We start from the raw sequence: 15,180 nt of genomic DNA, 5'->3' as shown, positions 1-15,180 counted from the left end.
TCCCCCTCGGGTGGATCTTGAAGGGGTGCGCGATGGTCGCGCCCGGTTGTTTGTCAGTGACCGCGAGGGGCAGCCGCTCATAAGTGCTTGGGACCACAGGCGCGTCTGCGGGGAGGCGGCATGCCCGGCTCGGGCCGTCCCATTCTCGCAGTGACCTTGCCGTCACGAGCTCGAGGAGTGTGCAAGATGACCGCCTCAGATCATCCGCATGATGATTCCCCCGACACCGTGCAGGCGTTTCACCGTCTGGCCGCCAGTGATGCGGGCCCCGAACACGATGTGCTGTGTGAGGAACTGATCGACGCGTGGCTACCGATGGCACACCGCATCGCCAGGCGCTTTCGCAACAAGGGCGAGAACACGGAGGACCTGCAGCAGGTCGCCGCGATCGGTCTGCTCAAAGCCGTGAATCGATACGACCCTGAGCAGGGCGCTTTCGAGCCGTATGCGGTTCCCACGATCAGGGGTGAACTGCGCCGCCACTTCAGGGACTACACCTGGGATGTGCGGGTCCCGCGCCGGGTGCAGGACCTTCGCAGCCAGGTCCGTGCCGCGCGCCGCCGCCTCCAGGAGCGGCCGGGCACCAGCGGCGAGCCCAGCATCGAGGAGCTGGCCGCCGAAACCGGCCTGAGCGCTGAGGAGGTGCGCGACGGGATGGAGGCCCTCGACAGCTACAGCGCCCTGTCCCTCGACGCCCAGACCACCACGGGCGAGAACGGGTACAGCCTCGCCGACACCCTCGGTCACACCGAGGGGGGCTTTGCTCTGGCCGAAGACCGCGAAGCGGCGAAGGAGTCACTCAAAGCGCTGCCCGAACGCGAACGCACGGTCCTCTACCTCCGCTTCTTCGAAGACATGACCCAGCAACGCATCGCCGACCAACTCGGCATGTCACAGATGCATGTCTCCCGCCTTATCACCCGCACCTGTGCCGCGGTCCGTGACCAGGCCCTGGACCCTGCCGCGTAAGGCACGCATGCGCCGTCGGACCTGCTTCACCGGCTCGAACGGAGGCTTCGGCTCCTGGGCTGCCTGGGGCAGCGCTGCGGTCTTCGGGGTGTCGTCGTGGTGCTACACCCTCCCGCGCGCAGAGGAAGGCGCTGGGTCTGGGCCGAGTGGGGCGGCAGGATTTGCGTCGTGCAGTCCCGGCAGCGGCGTCCACGCTTACGGTGCTTCCATGACGACAGAACCGGAACGGGGCCCGGTTGAGCAGGCCGATGTTCGCGCGGCACGCACAGCCATCGATGCCTATGTCAATCACCCGGGACTAAAAGGTCCCGGGCTTGCGCAACGGGCGCCACTGGCTGTGGTGCTGCGTTTGCATCCTGTCCCACGCCCGAATTTCTGGGGTGGGTCTGGGGCGGTTGACTGCGCCCCGCGTCGCCACAACTCTTCCGCACGGTGACGGATGTTGCGGGAGCCGTTGCGGTCTGCGTGATCAACGAATCCGCAGGACCGGCATACGAAACGAGCCTGGGAGGCCAGGTTCGCCTTGTGGATGTGCCCGCATTCGGCGCAGGTGCGGGAGGTGTACGCCGGATCGACGTGCACCACCGGCACCCCCGCCTTGCGGGCCTTGTACGTAATGAAATCTCCGAGTTGGGCAAAGGCCCAGGAGTGGAGGGTGGCCCGTTGGGGCTTGCGAAGCCGTACCCGTGCGCGGATGCCCGTGAGGTCTTCCAGGGCGATTCCGCGACCGGTGCGTTCTGCCTCGGCCACCACATGCTTCGCGATCTTGTGGTTGATGTCCCGCGCCCGCCGCGTCTCCTTACGACGCCGCTTCTTCAGGCGACGTTTGGCGGACGGAGTGTTCTTCTTCTGGAGTTTCGTACGCAGGGTGCGCTCGCGCAGGCGCCCGCGGTTGAGCCGGCGTCCGGCCATGATCTGACCGTCCGAGGTGGTCGCGATGTTCACGATCCCCAGATCGACCCCCAGAAACTCCGTGACGCTGGTGTTGAGTTCGGCCTCGGGGACCTCGCAGGTGGCGATCAAGAACCACATGCCGTCACGGAACAACAGATCGGACTCGCCCCTGCGGCACAGGGCCAAGCGCGCCAAATGCTCGGGGGCGGCGGTGAACGCCACTTGCTTCATGCGGCCCGACAGGGTCCAGATGGACACCGTGCGCTGCGTGTACTGCCAGGACAGCATCCGGTCGTCATACGGCTGCGCGCCCTCCCGCCGAAAGGCGATCGGTTTCTCGACGGCCCGCCGGTAGCGCTTGGAGGAGGGCCTGCCGAGATTTCCTGCCGTCAGGTTCGCCTTGAGCGTCGTGTACGCGTCGCAGGTCTTCTTGATGACGTGCTGGGCCGCTTGAGCTCCGAGCCCCCACCGGTCCTTGACCGCCGTATAGGTGTGCTCACGCAGGGCGAAGTTGCGCTTGACGTCCTTCTCGAACGCCACCGACGACACCCAGGTCGCGGCCTGATTGCAGGCATGCAGGGTCTCCTCAAGTGCCGCCGCCTGCACAGGCGTCGGCAGGAGTTTCACCTGCACGGTTAACTTCACGACCGTGACGCTACCTGTCGCCTGAGATACCGGCATTCGAACAGCGCACATTCCTCGCCGGGCGCTGCGGCCCAGTTTCTTGCGTGCGCTCCGCGCCCGTTGCCGCGGCGATGCTGCGCATCGCCACCACAGGATGCGATTCCTCCCGGGGGTGACCCCCCGGGGTTCCTCACAAGAGCAGGCTGAACCGCGCGGATTCGGCCTCAGAGCAACAGTTGGGAGGCGCCCAGGCCGCAGGCCTTGGCGGTTCCTCCGCCCTCGAAGGAGACGGGGCGCCGCCGCACGAGGTGACCGGTGTATGACGATGCCACGGCGGAGCACATCGCCCGCGAAGCCTGGGACGCGGTTCAGGCGGTCACACCGCCCCCGCCCGACCCCGAAACTGATGCGGGTCCCGCACGGAACAGGAAGGAACCCAAAGAAGTCGCTGAGCGCCGCCAACAGGCGATCGCCGTCGTCCGCGGCCTGCAGCAACTCGGTTACCACCTTGACGAGAAGCTCCCCGGCCCCGACATGGCCGCCGGATAGCGAAAACGCCGTGTGTGATCGGTATAGCGCCCTGCAGAGTGGCCCTCGAACGCGTGGCGCGCTGGCGAACGAGGCTCCAAACCCGATACTCACAGCCATCAGGCGTGGCTCGACGGCCTCGTCTCGCCGCTGCCAAGTATCCGAACTCCGGGTTTGCCTCCGCCTTCGGGGCGCACCCGGCACGTTATCCGCACCACACCGCATGGACAGGTAAGTTGACATCATGACTGACAAGCTCACCGTGAGTGTCCTGGGTACCGGCATCATGGGCGCCGCGATGGCCCGCAATCTGGCCCGCGCCGGACACACGGTCCGCGCCTGGAACCGCAGCCACGCCAAGGCTGAACCGCTGGCCGCCGACGGCGTGTTCGTCGCCGACAGTCCCGCCGAGGCGGTCGAGGGCGCCGACGTCGTTCTGACCATGCTCTACGACGGCGCCGCCGTCCTGGACGTCATGCGGCAGGCCACTGCGGCGCTCCGCCCCGGCACCGCCTGGGTGCAGTCGACCACCGCCGGCATCGAGGGGATCGCCGACCTGGCCGCCTTCGCCGACGAGCACGAGCTGGTCTTCTACGACGCCCCCGTGCTCGGCACCCGCCAGCCCGCCGAGGCCGGTCAGCTCCTTGTTCTGGCCGGCGGACCGGTGGACGCGCGGGAGAAGCTGGCACCGGTGCTCGACGCGGTCGGCGCGCGCACGGTGTGGACCGGCGAGGACGGGGCCGAGGGCAGCGCCACCCGGCTGAAGCTGGTCGCCAACAGCTGGGTCATCGCGACCACCAACGCGATGGGCGAGGTGCTGGCCCTGGCGCAGGCCCTGGGCGTGGACCCGCAGAGCTTCTTCGACGCGATCGCGGGTGGTCCTCTCGACATGGGGTACCTGCGTGCCAAGGCCGGCCTGATCCTCAACGACCAGTTGTCGCCGGCACAGTTCGCGGTTGGCACGGCGGCCAAGGATGCCCGTCTGATCGTCGAGGCGGGGGAGAAGAACGGCGTACGCCTGGACGGGGCCGCCGCGAGTGCGGACCGTCTGAAGCGGGCCGCCGCGCAGGGCCACGGAGACGAGGACATGGCTGCGGTGTACTTCGCCAGCTTCGACGAGCAGCAGCGCTGAGGAGGACCACATGTGTCCAAGTCACCGCTGCCCGCCGGGGCCCAGCAACTGCTGCGCCGCCCGAACCCGGCCGTGATGGCCACCCTGCGCTCCGACGGCACACCGGTGACCACCCCGGACCGTGTGCCAGGTTGCGGGGTGCGGTCACCTTTGAGTACCCCCGACGGTGTGTCCGACACAGCAAGCGATCTACGAGCCGGCCGCGGGGCTGCGAGCGGCTAGGTCTCTTGAGGCCTGACATCGGCGGCAGGCGTCTCCCGACGTTCCGCTGGTTCCTGTCCGCCCCGACAGAGGAAGAGCGACGGAAGCGCCGGCAGGGCGAGGCCGAGGTGGCCCACGCGCCTACGAGCGCGCCGGCCTTGCGTCGTCATGAACTTGGCCTGGGGGCAACAGAATTGTCCTTGGGGGAGTGGGGGTCGAGCAGGCGATTCTGTTCTGTCCCCTGGGGATGCCTCGTTCCTGCGAAGTGCTCTCGACCACCGAACGGAGTCTGCGCCGCCGGGCCGCGGCTGCCGGAGCAGGCCGTGGCCCGGGGTGACGCGCTCCGGACGGGGCGCGGTGCTGATGTCACATCGCCGGCGTCGGGCGTACCACCCTGCGTGGGACGGACAGTTCGGGCCTGCGTGCGCGGGCCGCCGGGGCGGCGGCCACGAGCTGGTCCGTGACCGCTGAGCCCGCGAACGCCGGGACCGGCACCTCGCGCGGCATCTCGAGCGCCTCGCCGATGCGGGGCGCGGGGCCGACGGGGACCAGCGGGGAGCGCTCGCCGAGACGGGCACGGCGGGAGAACCAGATGATCTTTCCCGTGGCCGTGGCGCAGCCGCCCCAGCCGTCGCTCAGCGCGGCGATCTCCGCGAGGCATCCCTGGGGGGCGTAGTGGGGGCCCGGCAGGTCACGCTCGTGGTCGGACACCGCGGTGATCAGGTGCTGGCCGTTCCACCACATCTCGACGGTGGTGTTCTTGTCCGTGGCGTGCTTGTCGATCGTGTGAAGTAGCACCTCGACGCCGCGGCAGACGGGCTCGACGAGAATGTCCAGCTTCCAGTACCGCAGGTGGGCGGCCAGAATGCGCCTGACCTGCGAGACGCGCTCCGAGCTGACCTCGACGTCGAGGTGGTAGTAGCAGGGCACTGCGGTATTCATCGTCTTCGGCTCCTCACCGGCGAAGCTCCCGCCCGACGTTCGCCCCCTACGGGCCGTACCCCGAACACGTAGCGTGAGCGCTGATCGCTCCTGAGTCAGTGCAAGGGTGGGAGCATTACGCCGTTCGTGCAAGGCGGGCGAGTACGCGCCGTGTCGCTGAAGGCCTACAGGCCAGTGGGGAGAGGGAAATTCGCCATGGGGCGGAGGCCCGATGGCGCAGGAGAGGCGGTCACTGCGCGTGTGCGGCCTGCCCCAGTCCGTCAGCTGCTGTGAGCGGCCACCGGAGAGGCGGGCCCTTACCTTTGCCGGCCCACCGGCGCGTGAGCGGCGGCCGCTCAGCCTGCCGTGCCACTCGTGGGGGCCGGGCCGCTCCCGCTGCCGGGCCGCTGTCCGCCGCTCTTGTCCATCTGGGAGAGGGGCCTCGCGATGTCTTCCAAGGACCGCTGCTCGGCGTTGACCGCGAGAAACGCCGCGACGACGCCTGCCGCGCACATCAGGCCCGCCCCGATACAGAAAGCGAGGGCCGTATCGCCGGGGACGCCCGATGCGGTGAGGTCGGCGAAGATGAGCGGGCCGCTGATCCCGCCGATCGCTGTACCGATTGCGTAGAAGAACGCGATGGCCATGGCCCTGGTCTCCATCGGGAAGACCTCGGAGACTGTCAGGTAGGCGCTGCTCGCCCCGGCCGAGGCGAAGAACAGCACGATGCACCAGCACGCGGTAAGGGTGTTGGCCGTGAGCGAGCCTCGATCGAAGAGCCATGCGGTGATGAACAGCAGGATGCCAGGCACGATGTACGTGCCGGCGATCATGATGCGCCGCCCAACCGTGTCGAACAGCTTGCCGAGCACGAGCGGGCCGATGAAGTTGCCCGCCGCGATCACCGCGAAGTAATAGCCGGTGTGACCGCTCTCGACGTCGAAGAACGTGGTGAGGATAGCGCCGAAGCCGAACGTGATCGCGTTGTAGAGGAAGGCCTGCCCGATGAAGAGGGACAGTCCGAGCACCGCGCGCTTGGGATAGCTGCGGAAGACGGTCTTCGCGATGAGCCCGAAGCCGATGCTCTTGCGCTCGTGGATCGTGATCTCGCCTGCCGGAGGCGGCAGTTCCTCGTGCTTTTCCTCCTCGACTTCCCGCTCGACGGAGTCAACGAGCTTGTCGGCGTCCTCGCTGTGCCCATGGATGAGCTGCCACCGCGGGCTTTCCGGCACGTTCCGCCGTACGAGGAGGATCACCAGGCCCAGGACGACACCGAGGGCGAAGGTGAGCCGCCAGCCGAGGTCTTTCGGGAAGTAGTCCGTGTTCAGCATGACGATCGACAGCAGCGCCCCGCCGATCGCGCCCAGCCAGTAGCTGCCGTTGATGACGAGGTCGACCCTGCCTCGGTACTTCGAGGGGATCAGCTCGTCGATCGCCGAGTTGATGGCCGCGTACTCGCCGCCGATGCCGAAACCGGTGAGGAAGCGGAAGAGGAAGAACCACCACGCGCTGAAGGACAGACCGGTCATCGCGGTCGCGGCAAGGTAGACGGCGAGCGTCACCATGAACAGTTTCTTGCGGCCGAACCGGTCGGTGAGCCAGCCGAAGAACAGTGCACCCGAGCAGGCGCCTGCCACGTAGAGGGCCGCGGCGAGTCCCGTGACCTGAGCGGACGTGATGGCCAGCCCGGAGCCCTCCTCCGACAGCCGGCTCGCGATGTTGCCGACCGTCGTCACTTCGAGGCCGTCCAAAATCCACACGGTGCCCAGACCGATGACGATCATCCAGTGCCAGCGCGACCACGGCAGGCGGTCCAGCCGGGCCGGCACGGCCGTGGTGATGACGCCGAGCCCGGAGCCGCCCGGCGCCGCGGCCTCGTCGAGCGGGTCAGGGCGCCGGCCGCGATCCTTGCCCGGGCCCCGGCCGCGATCCTTGCCCGGGCCCCGGCCGCCCCCCGGACCGCTTCGACCGCCTCCACCACCTGAGCCCTGCTCCCTGCCTTCGGGTTCTTCCGATGCGGCGGGGGTCATCACGGCGGCTACCTCCTCGTCCGGGCGGGCGCAGACTGCGGGCTGCAGAGAACCCAATATCCGCCAGATGCCCAGGCGCCGCCGCCGCACACCTGGTGACTCTTGCGCGCACAAGGAGCACGCGCGCGGCGGAGCGTAGGGGTTGAGGGCGGGCCGTCACACGTGCCGCTGGCTGGGCAGCCGCCCCGAACGGCCAATGCCGCGCTCCTGCCGAACCGCTCCTGGCGGGGGAGAGACCGGAGTGGATACACCCGTCCGGGCCGGCGAACGGCGGCGCGCGACACCGTACTGCAGTATGCGTGGGGCCCGGTGGGCACCTGTGACCAGCTCCGAAGCGGACCACTGAGGACCGCAGTTGGCCAGGCCGGGTAGCCGTTGAAGGTCCGTCTGCTGGTGGAGGTCCGCCGGCCGATTTCCGTGCCATGTCTCAAGGCGAGGACGGGGCTGGCCAGCGGGAGAACCTGCCCGCCGGCGATGAGTGTGTCGGTGAGGAGTAGTCAAAGGCGGTGTGTGGTGCGCCGAAGCCACGGATGTGGACGAACGCCGTGAAGCAACCGCCGAGATGATGCGGGACCGGGCGACGGCGCGGTGCTCCGGCCGGCCGGATCGCCTGTGGTCACGTTTGGTCAATGGAAGGGAATGCTACGAGGATCGTCGTCATCAACCACGTCACGCTGGATGGCCCCGCCCGGCCCTCAGTGGGTGAGCGGGGGTGTTCTTCCCGTGCGGTCCCGGTGGGTCGGAACGCGTTGTGCGCGGGCGAGGCCGGGGAGCCGGTGGCGGCGCAGGGCCGCGCGGGCGGCATTGGCTCCGGGAACTCCATGGACCCCTCCGCCGGGGTGGGCGGAAGGTCAACTTGACCTGGCCCTGAAGGACCGGGTTTTTGAAGGTAGCGCCCGACTGGCTGTTGGGTGGGCTCCTCCATCCAGACACCCTTATGGGGTGGCAGGGACGCGTGACTCACGCCCCGCGGTCCACACAGCTACGCCCTTGCGGGCGATGTTGTGGGAAGCGTTCCGGTCTGCGTGGGCAACGACCCCGCAGTTCCGGCAGGTGAACAGGGCCTGGCTTGCCCGGTTCTTCTTGTCGATGTGGCCGCACTCGCAGCACTGCTGCGAGGTGTGGGCGGGATCGACGAAGACCACGGGGACGCCGGCCCTGCGGGCCTTGTAGACGATGAAGTCTGCCAGCTGGGCGAAGGCCCAGGAGTGCAGTGCGACCCGTTGGGGCTTGCGGAGCCGTACCCTCTGCCGGATTCCCCTGAGTTCTTCCAGGGAAATCCCGGCCGAGGTGCGTTCAGCCTCGGTCACGATCGTCTTGGCGATGATGTGATTCTGGTTCTTCGCGTGGCGCTGTTCACGCCGGTTGCGCTTCTTCAACAGCCGCTTGGCGGACTGGGTGCCCTTGGCCTGGAGTTTCCTGCGCAGGTCGAGTTGCCGCTTTCGGTGGCGGTTCAGGCCGCGCCCGGCGGTTTTGTGGCCGGTGGATGTGGTGGCGATGTTGGCGATTCCCAGGTCCACGCCGATGAAGTGGTCGGGCTCGTACTGCTCGGCCTCGGGAACGTCGCAGGTCGCCAGCAGGTAGAACACGCCGTCGCGTTCGATCAGGTCCGACTCGCCCTGCCGGTGGTCCCGGAGCTGCTTGAGAGCGTCGGGCGAGCAGGCGAAGCGGACATTCTTGGCCCGGCCGTCCACCGTCCAGATGGACACGGTCTGCTGGTCGTACTGCCAGCTCAAACACCGGTCGTCATACGGCTGCGCAGCCTCGGGCCTAAAGGCGATGGGCTTGGACTCCGCCTTGGTCCGGCGCTTCGATCCAGGCTTGCCGAGATTCCCGGCGCGGATGTTGGCCCTGAGCGTCGTGTAGGCATCGCGGGTCTTCTTGATGATGTGCTGGGAGGCCTGCGCCCCCAGTCCCCGCGACCGCAGTTCGCCATAAGTGTGCTTGCGCAGCTCGTACTCACGCGGCACTCCGCGCTCGAACGCCACCGTCGACACCCAGTTCGCGGCCTCGTTGACCGTGCGCAGCGTCACCGACAACGCGCTGGCCTGCTCGGCCTGCGGCATCAGCTTCACCTGCACGACGACCTTCACACGGGCGATCGTATCGACGTATGTCACCACGCTGAGAGCCAAACCCCAAGATTCGCAGGGGTCGCACGGTCGAGTTCAACGGTGACACCGATCACCTGCACCTGCTGGTGCACCACCCGCCGAAGGCCTCCCCGTCCCGGCTGGTCGGCCCCCCTCAAGGGCGCCTGTGCCCGCAGGCTCCGCCAGGAGTCTCCCGGACATAACCACAAGTACCTGTGGGGCGACCACTTCTGGTCGCCCTCGTACTCTGCCGCCTCCTGCGGGGGCGCCCCGCTATCGATTATCAAGGAGTACGTCGACAACCAGAGACGTCCAGGCTGAGGCCAACCGCGCGGACCCGTGGGAACCTCACTGTCAGAGCAGTCCAGAGAAGCGCTTCCTCCTGGGCGTGAACGCCCAGGGTTCCGCGCTAGATCCTGCTGAAGCGAGATAGAGACCGCGTACGGGTGTCTCGGGGGGCGTCCCGTTCCTGGGACGGGACGGAAGACGAGCTGCTGGTGCATTGCCGCGGTGCCGCCGTTGATGGTGCCTCCGTGCAGATTGCTGTCGAGCGACTGGAGCGTGGGCGGGGCCAGGACGCGGCGGGCACAAATGAGGGAGCGGAAGCCGGGCTTTTCCAGGACCTGGTCTTGGCGATGGCCGGCCGGATCCTTAGAGAAGTCACCTCATATGGCTCGGTATGCCATTGGTAAAGAAAGGGTTTAGATTCCCCCGTTTCCGCACCGCGGGGGAACCTCAACCGCTTCGGGTCGGCGCAACCTGGTGAAGCCCACTAGCTCGGGGACCAATCCGGACAAACTAGGGAGCCTGATCATGGCCGATGTCGACGTACTCGTGGTGGGCGCTGGCCCGGTGGGCTTGACGGCGGCGGCCGAGTTGCGGCGGCACGGCGTGGACTGCCGCATCGTCGATCGGCTGGCCGTCCCGAATCCCTATGCCAAGGCCATCGGCGTCCTGCCCCGCACGCTGGAGGTGTGGGATGCCATGGGACTGGTCCGCAGAGCTCTGGACGAGGCGGTGCCACACCTGGGGCAGCTGGTCTACATCGACGGCAAGCCTCGCCCCCGGGTCGAGCTCACTTTGCCGCCTGAGATTCCCTATCCCTTCGCCACACTGCCCCAGTACGAGACCGAGCGGCTGCTCACCGAGCACCTTGCGGGTTTCGGCACGGAAGTGGAGCGGTCGACCGAGCTCCGCTCGCTGGAGATGCGCCCGCACGACGTCGAAGCCGTCCTCGCGCACGCCGACGGCCGGATCGAGCGTCTGCACGCCCGCTACGTCGTGGGCTGCGATGGCGCGCACAGCCTGGTCCGCAAGGCGGCCGGGCTGACCTTCGAGGGTGACGCCCTCCCCGAGCAGTACATGATCGGCGACGTCGAGGTCGACTGGGAACTGCCCGCCGGCTACAGCATGCGGTCCGTGAATCTGGACGCGAACGGTGAGGTGGACGACATGCTCGTCTGCATTCCGATGCCGGGCGTTCGGCGGTACTGGCTGTCGATGCTGCGCCCCCGCGCCCAAGCCGAGGGCGAAGACGGCTCGAGCGCCCCGGACGGGACCGCCCTGGGCCTGGGCGATGACCAGGGACTGGACCTCGGCCAGATCCAGGCCGTGCTCGACCGGCTGTCCCCGGAGGTGACGACCGCCTCCACGCTGCGCTGGTCGTCCTCCTTCCGGACCAGCCACCGCCTGGTGGACCGCTACCGGAATGGACGCCTCTTCGTCGCCGGGGACGCAGCGCACATCCAGCCGCCGATCGGCGGGCAGGGCCTGAACACCGGCGTACAGGACGCCCACAACCTCGCCTGGAAACTGGCCCTGACCGTTCGCGGTCTGGCCACTGACGACGTGCTGGAGAGCTATCACTCCGAACGCCACCCGGTCGCGCAGGAAGTGGTCGACCGCACCGTCCGCCATGCCCGCACCGTCCGCCAGGCCGGTGCCGGCCCCCTCAACAACGGCGCCGACACCGAGATGGCGCTGCGGCGCCAGGCCCAGCTGCTGGTCGCCTACCCGGACAGTCCGTTGGTCCAGCCGCAGGCGGCGGACGGCACACCCGCGGCCGGTCCCGCCCCCGGCGACCGGGCACCGGACTGCCGCGGCCTCCTGAGCGACCTCGCCGCCTACCCGCGGCGGCTGTTCGACCTGCTGCGCACCCCACGGCACGTGCTGCTGCTGTTCGCGGGCTCGGAGCACGCCTCGGGCGACGGCGCCGCCCGGCTGGAGGCCTGCGCCGCCGAGGCACATCGCGCCGCCCACGGCCTTCTCGACGCCTATCTGGTCACTGCCGCAGAGGTAGCGGAGGACGCCCGCCCGGTCGGCCTGCGCCCGCCGCGGGTGCGCGACGCGGCGGGCGAGTTCCGCGACGCCTATGCGCCACGTGACGGCGAGGCCCTCCTGATCCGCCCGGACGGCTACCTCTCCGGACGCTTCCACCCGGCCGTACCGGAACGCCTGATGGCGCATCTGCGCCGAACCTTCGCCTGACTCCCGCTGCCGCGGGCGGAGCGCCGCGGGTAACGGTCCTACGGGCGCGCCCCCGAAGAGGGAGGGAAACCCGTCTACAGGCAGTCCAGGTCCCCGCGCGAGCCCATTTCGTCGAGGACCCAGCGGTGCAGCTTGGCCCACACCCGGGCCACGTCCACTCGCTGAACCTGTGGTGAGCCGTTGCCCCGACGGCCCGAAAGACGCCGAGGGCAGTTGCTGCTACGTGCAGATCGCAGTGCTCTGACCCGGACGGTTGGCCCTAAGTAGTGGGTCGGCTACTTCCTGAGCGCGACCGCGATCCCAGTGAAGCGGGGGTTCAAGTACCGCGTCTGTCCGACCGATGCGCAGGCGGCCGAACTGTCGCGCACGTTCGGATGCGTGCAGGAGGTCTCCAGCATGGCCCTGGTGGCTCGTACCGAAGCCTGGGCGCGGCAAAAGCGGATCAACTCACAGCAGGGGTGGCGATCCGGATCTGTGGTCGTCTCGCAAGGTGCGGCTCGGTCGCCACTGCGATAATGCGAGGGAGGCGAAGAGCCGACCGAACCCGTGGGGGTGCACATGTGTGAGGTGCTGCCCGTGGCCTTTTACGAAGTGCCGATCCGTGGCTTCTGCCCAGTGGACGACGACGTGGCCTGCCGAGGCCTGCGCGACCGTGTGGAGGCTGGGAGCCGTCCTTGCGATGGCGTGGTGTCCGCACAGCCACGATCGTTGCCTGCCAGCTCGCGCGCCGGCGGCGATCCCTCACAGACGGGATGAGCCGTGGCCCCCGCAGATCTTGATAGGGCGGTCGTGACGCCGCTGGTCGAGGACACTGTGACGGCGCCCTCCATGCACAACGCACAGCCCTGGAGGTTCATCCACCGCACCGGCAGCCGTTCCGTCGCGCTGTACGACGACCCCGACCGCACGCTGCCGTACGGCGACGTCGAGCACCGCGCACTGCACCTCGGATGCGGCGCCGCCCTGTTCAACCTGCTCGCGGCCACAGCCCACGCCGGCTGGACCGCCACCGTCGGGCTGCTTCCCGACCCCAGAGCCCCCTGGCACCTGGCCGACGCAGCGCTCGACGAGACCGAGGCCGAGGACGCGGACCGTGATCTTGCGGACCTCCACCGCGCGGCACGGCGGCGGCACACCAGCCGCTTCCCCTTCTCCGACAAGCAGATTCCCGAGCCCGCCTTCGACGGGCTTCGCTCCGCCGCTCTCCTGGAAGGCTGCCGGCTGATCACTCCCAGCGCCTGGCATGCCGACGCGGTGATGGAACTCGTGCACGATGCCGAGCTGCTCGAGGCTGCGAACGAGGCAGTGCGTGCGGAGATCGCAACCTGGACACGCACGGGCAGAGCCGGTGAGGGACCCGCTGCCGACGGCATCCCCGCCGACGCCCTCGGCCCACGGCAGTACGGCGTGAGCTACCCGGTCAGGGACTTCGATCCATCGCGCCGGGTGCCGGACCGTGCCGTGGCCGTGCTCGAGAAGCATCCGCAGATCGTGATCGCGCCGCTCGGCACGGTGCAGGACACTCCGGCGGACTGGCTACGTGCAGGGCAAGCAATGCAACGGGTGCTCCTGCAGGCCACCCTCAGCGGGCTCGCGACCTCACTGATGTCGCAGCCACTCGAATGGCCAGAGCTCCGGTCCTCCATACGCGACCCGAATTCCGCGATCGGCATCGTCCACATGGTGTTCCGACTCGGCTACGGCCCCCAGGGCGCGGCGACACCTCGCAGGCCCGTCACCGAAGTCCTCAGCTTCGAGTGACGCCGAACGCCTCGACAAGAGCCCCCTTGCCTCGCGGAAAGGACCGGTGTGAAGCCCGTGGAAGCGAGCATTGACTACGAGGCGTTGTTCGCGGCCACGCCCAGCCCCTATCTCGTGCTGCGCCCCGACCTGGTGATCGTGGACGTCAACGACGCTTACCTGCGCGCCACCGGTCGCAGCAGGCGGGACCTGATCGGCCAATACTTGTTCGACGCCTTCCCGGACAACCCGGCGGATGCGACCGCGGACGGGGTTCGGAACCTGGGCGCCTCGCTGCACCGGGCCCTGCAGTCGAAGCAGCCGGACACAATGGCGGTGCAGAAGTACGACATCCCTGATACTTCCCGGCCTGGAACGTTCGAGGAGCGATGGTGGTCGCCGATCAACACCCCCGTGCTCGGGCCGGGCGGGCAGGTGGCGTGGATCATCCACCGTGTGGAAGACGTGACCGAGTTCGTGCGTTCCCGCCCGTCCCACCCGACAGACGGACCGTCGGGCAAGCGGGTGGCGATGGAGGCCGAGCTCTACGCGCGGGCGCGGGAACTGCAGCGGCTGAACGAGGAACTGCGGCAGGCTCACGCCCGGGAACGCCAGGTCGCCGTCACCCTCCAGGAAGCCATGCTGCACTCACCCGACCTGAAACGGCACCCCAATGTCGCCGTGCGCTACCTGCCGGCAGTCGGATCGCTGAACGTGTGCGGCGACTGGTACGACGTCGTGGACCTGCCCGACGACACCTTCGGCGTTGCGGTCGGCGACGTCGTCGGCCACGGCCTGGCAGCCGCCGCCGTCATGGGCATGCTCCGCAGCGCGCTGAGCGCCGCCGTCCGTGCCCTCCACGAGCCGGCCAAGTCGCTGGAGGTTCTCGGCCTCTACTCCCGGTCGGTCGACGGCGCGCTGGCCACTACCGCCGTCCAGGCCGTGATCGACACTCGCAATCAGCAGATCGCCTACAGCAGCGCCGGTCATCACCCACCCGTCCTCGTGCACGAAAGCACCTGCGAACTGCTGGACCAAGCCACCGACCCTCCGCTGGGCGCCCGCCCCGAACACGTCCCCCGTCCCCAGGCCGCCGTGTCCTACCGCCAGGATGACCTCCTCGTCCTGTACACGGACGGCCTCATCGAACGCCGCGGCGAGGACATCGACGCCGGCCTACAACGCCTCACCGACGGCCTCGCCCGCTACGCCCGCCTGAGTCCCGACCGCCTCGCCGACGCATTGCTGACCCACCTGGACGTGGCCGGCGGCGCCCAGGACGACATTGCCCTGATCGTCGTGCGCCTATGACAGCCCGCGGGAGGAGAACGACCGCTCCTACCTCTACGACCTCCGGACCCTCGACCCCGAAGCGTGATCGGCCGGACAGCATCCGGATGACACGGCGCCCCCTACGTCGTGGCTCCTTTGCCCGTCGATTGCAGCGGCGTACGAAGAACAAGTGGGCCGGCCCGGTTCGGCGAAGGCCGGGCCGGCCCCTCCGCGGTCGGAGACCGTTGGGAACTCCGAAGCCGCGGTGCGGAAGCGCGGGGTGGTGCGC

12 protein-coding genes and 4 pseudogenes are annotated in these 15,180 nt (G+C 68.7%); 10 read left to right on the top strand and 6 right to left on the bottom strand.

Annotated features, from left to right (window positions below):
- Positions 1-120: 120 nt before the first annotated feature.
- Positions 121-969, top strand: coding sequence for a SigB/SigF/SigG family RNA polymerase sigma factor (locus OG758_RS01745; protein ID WP_442810242.1), 849 nt, complete (start codon positions 121-123; stop codon positions 967-969).
- A 288-nt stretch (positions 970-1,257) separates the two neighbouring features.
- Here OG758_RS01745 and OG758_RS01740 read toward each other — a convergent pair whose 3' ends face one another.
- Positions 1,258-2,544, bottom strand: coding sequence for an RNA-guided endonuclease InsQ/TnpB family protein (locus tag OG758_RS01740; RefSeq protein ID WP_326708267.1), 1,287 nt, complete (start codon positions 2,542-2,544; stop codon positions 1,258-1,260).
- Between the two features lie 258 nt (positions 2,545-2,802).
- Here OG758_RS01740 and OG758_RS01735 point away from each other — a divergent pair, with 258 nt between their 5' ends.
- The 3 genes and pseudogenes from OG758_RS01735 to OG758_RS01725 all read left to right on the top strand — a co-directional run.
- A complete protein-coding gene (locus OG758_RS01735) occupies positions 2,803-3,036 on the top strand; it encodes a hypothetical protein (protein WP_326708266.1) in 234 nt (77 codons plus the stop codon).
- Between the two features lie 223 nt (positions 3,037-3,259).
- Positions 3,260-4,147, top strand: a complete 888-nt coding sequence (locus OG758_RS01730) for an NAD(P)-dependent oxidoreductase (RefSeq protein ID WP_326708265.1) — start codon at positions 3,260-3,262, stop codon at positions 4,145-4,147.
- A 12-nt stretch (positions 4,148-4,159) separates the two neighbouring features.
- Positions 4,160-4,264: pseudogene (locus OG758_RS01725) on the top strand (PPOX class F420-dependent oxidoreductase); the annotation flags it as partial.
- A 450-nt stretch (positions 4,265-4,714) separates the two neighbouring features.
- Here OG758_RS01725 and OG758_RS01720 read toward each other — a convergent pair.
- The 3 genes from OG758_RS01720 to OG758_RS01710 all read right to left on the bottom strand — a co-directional run bounded on the left by OG758_RS01720 (position 4,715) and on the right by OG758_RS01710 (position 9,392).
- Positions 4,715-5,290 (bottom strand): pep a2, encoded by a 576-nt coding sequence (locus OG758_RS01720; RefSeq protein ID WP_326708264.1) that lies wholly within the window; start codon positions 5,288-5,290, stop codon positions 4,715-4,717.
- Positions 5,291-5,625: 335 nt separating this feature from the next.
- On the bottom strand, positions 5,626-7,302 hold the full coding sequence (locus OG758_RS01715; RefSeq protein ID WP_442810241.1) for an MFS transporter: 1,677 nt from the start codon (positions 7,300-7,302) through the stop codon (positions 5,626-5,628).
- 932 nt (positions 7,303-8,234) lie between these two features.
- Complete coding sequence (locus tag OG758_RS01710) at positions 8,235-9,392, bottom strand: RNA-guided endonuclease InsQ/TnpB family protein (RefSeq protein WP_442810240.1); 1,158 nt, start codon at positions 9,390-9,392, stop codon at positions 8,235-8,237.
- A 50-nt stretch (positions 9,393-9,442) separates the two neighbouring features.
- On the opposite strand from OG758_RS01710, the gene OG758_RS48790 reads away from it, so the two are divergent.
- Complete coding sequence (locus tag OG758_RS48790) at positions 9,443-9,595, top strand: transposase (RefSeq protein WP_442810409.1); 153 nt, start codon at positions 9,443-9,445, stop codon at positions 9,593-9,595.
- Between the two features lie 10 nt (positions 9,596-9,605).
- Positions 9,606-9,713 (top strand): transposase, encoded by a 108-nt coding sequence (locus OG758_RS48785; protein WP_442810408.1) that lies wholly within the window; start codon positions 9,606-9,608, stop codon positions 9,711-9,713.
- A gap of 90 nt (positions 9,714-9,803) precedes the next feature.
- Here the strand turns inward: OG758_RS48785 and OG758_RS01700 are convergent.
- Positions 9,804-10,003: pseudogene (locus OG758_RS01700) on the bottom strand (NAD(P)/FAD-dependent oxidoreductase); the annotation flags it as partial.
- A gap of 202 nt (positions 10,004-10,205) precedes the next feature.
- On the opposite strand from OG758_RS01700, the gene OG758_RS01695 reads away from it, so the two are divergent.
- Complete coding sequence (locus tag OG758_RS01695) at positions 10,206-11,879, top strand: FAD-dependent monooxygenase (protein WP_326708262.1); 1,674 nt, start codon at positions 10,206-10,208, stop codon at positions 11,877-11,879.
- Positions 11,880-11,962: 83 nt separating this feature from the next.
- Here OG758_RS01695 and OG758_RS48780 read toward each other — a convergent pair.
- Positions 11,963-12,078: pseudogene (locus OG758_RS48780) on the bottom strand (IS5/IS1182 family transposase); the annotation flags it as partial.
- A gap of 104 nt (positions 12,079-12,182) precedes the next feature.
- Here OG758_RS48780 and OG758_RS01690 point away from each other — a divergent pair.
- The 3 genes and pseudogenes from OG758_RS01690 to OG758_RS01680 form a co-directional block, all read left to right on the top strand.
- Positions 12,183-12,326, top strand: a pseudogene (locus OG758_RS01690) (helix-turn-helix domain-containing protein); the annotation flags it as partial.
- Positions 12,327-12,638: 312 nt separating this feature from the next.
- Positions 12,639-13,640, top strand: a complete 1,002-nt coding sequence (locus tag OG758_RS01685) for an Acg family FMN-binding oxidoreductase (protein WP_326708261.1) — start codon at positions 12,639-12,641, stop codon at positions 13,638-13,640.
- Between the two features lie 57 nt (positions 13,641-13,697).
- Positions 13,698-14,930 (top strand): PP2C family protein-serine/threonine phosphatase, encoded by a 1,233-nt coding sequence (locus OG758_RS01680; protein ID WP_326708260.1) that lies wholly within the window; start codon positions 13,698-13,700, stop codon positions 14,928-14,930.
- Positions 14,931-15,180: the final 250 nt, after the last annotated feature.

The organism is Streptomyces sp. NBC_01474, from assembly GCF_035918215.1.
GTDB lineage: Bacteria > Actinomycetota > Actinomycetes > Streptomycetales > Streptomycetaceae > Streptomyces > Streptomyces aureus.
This window is presented reverse-complemented; position numbering and strand designations above follow the sequence as displayed.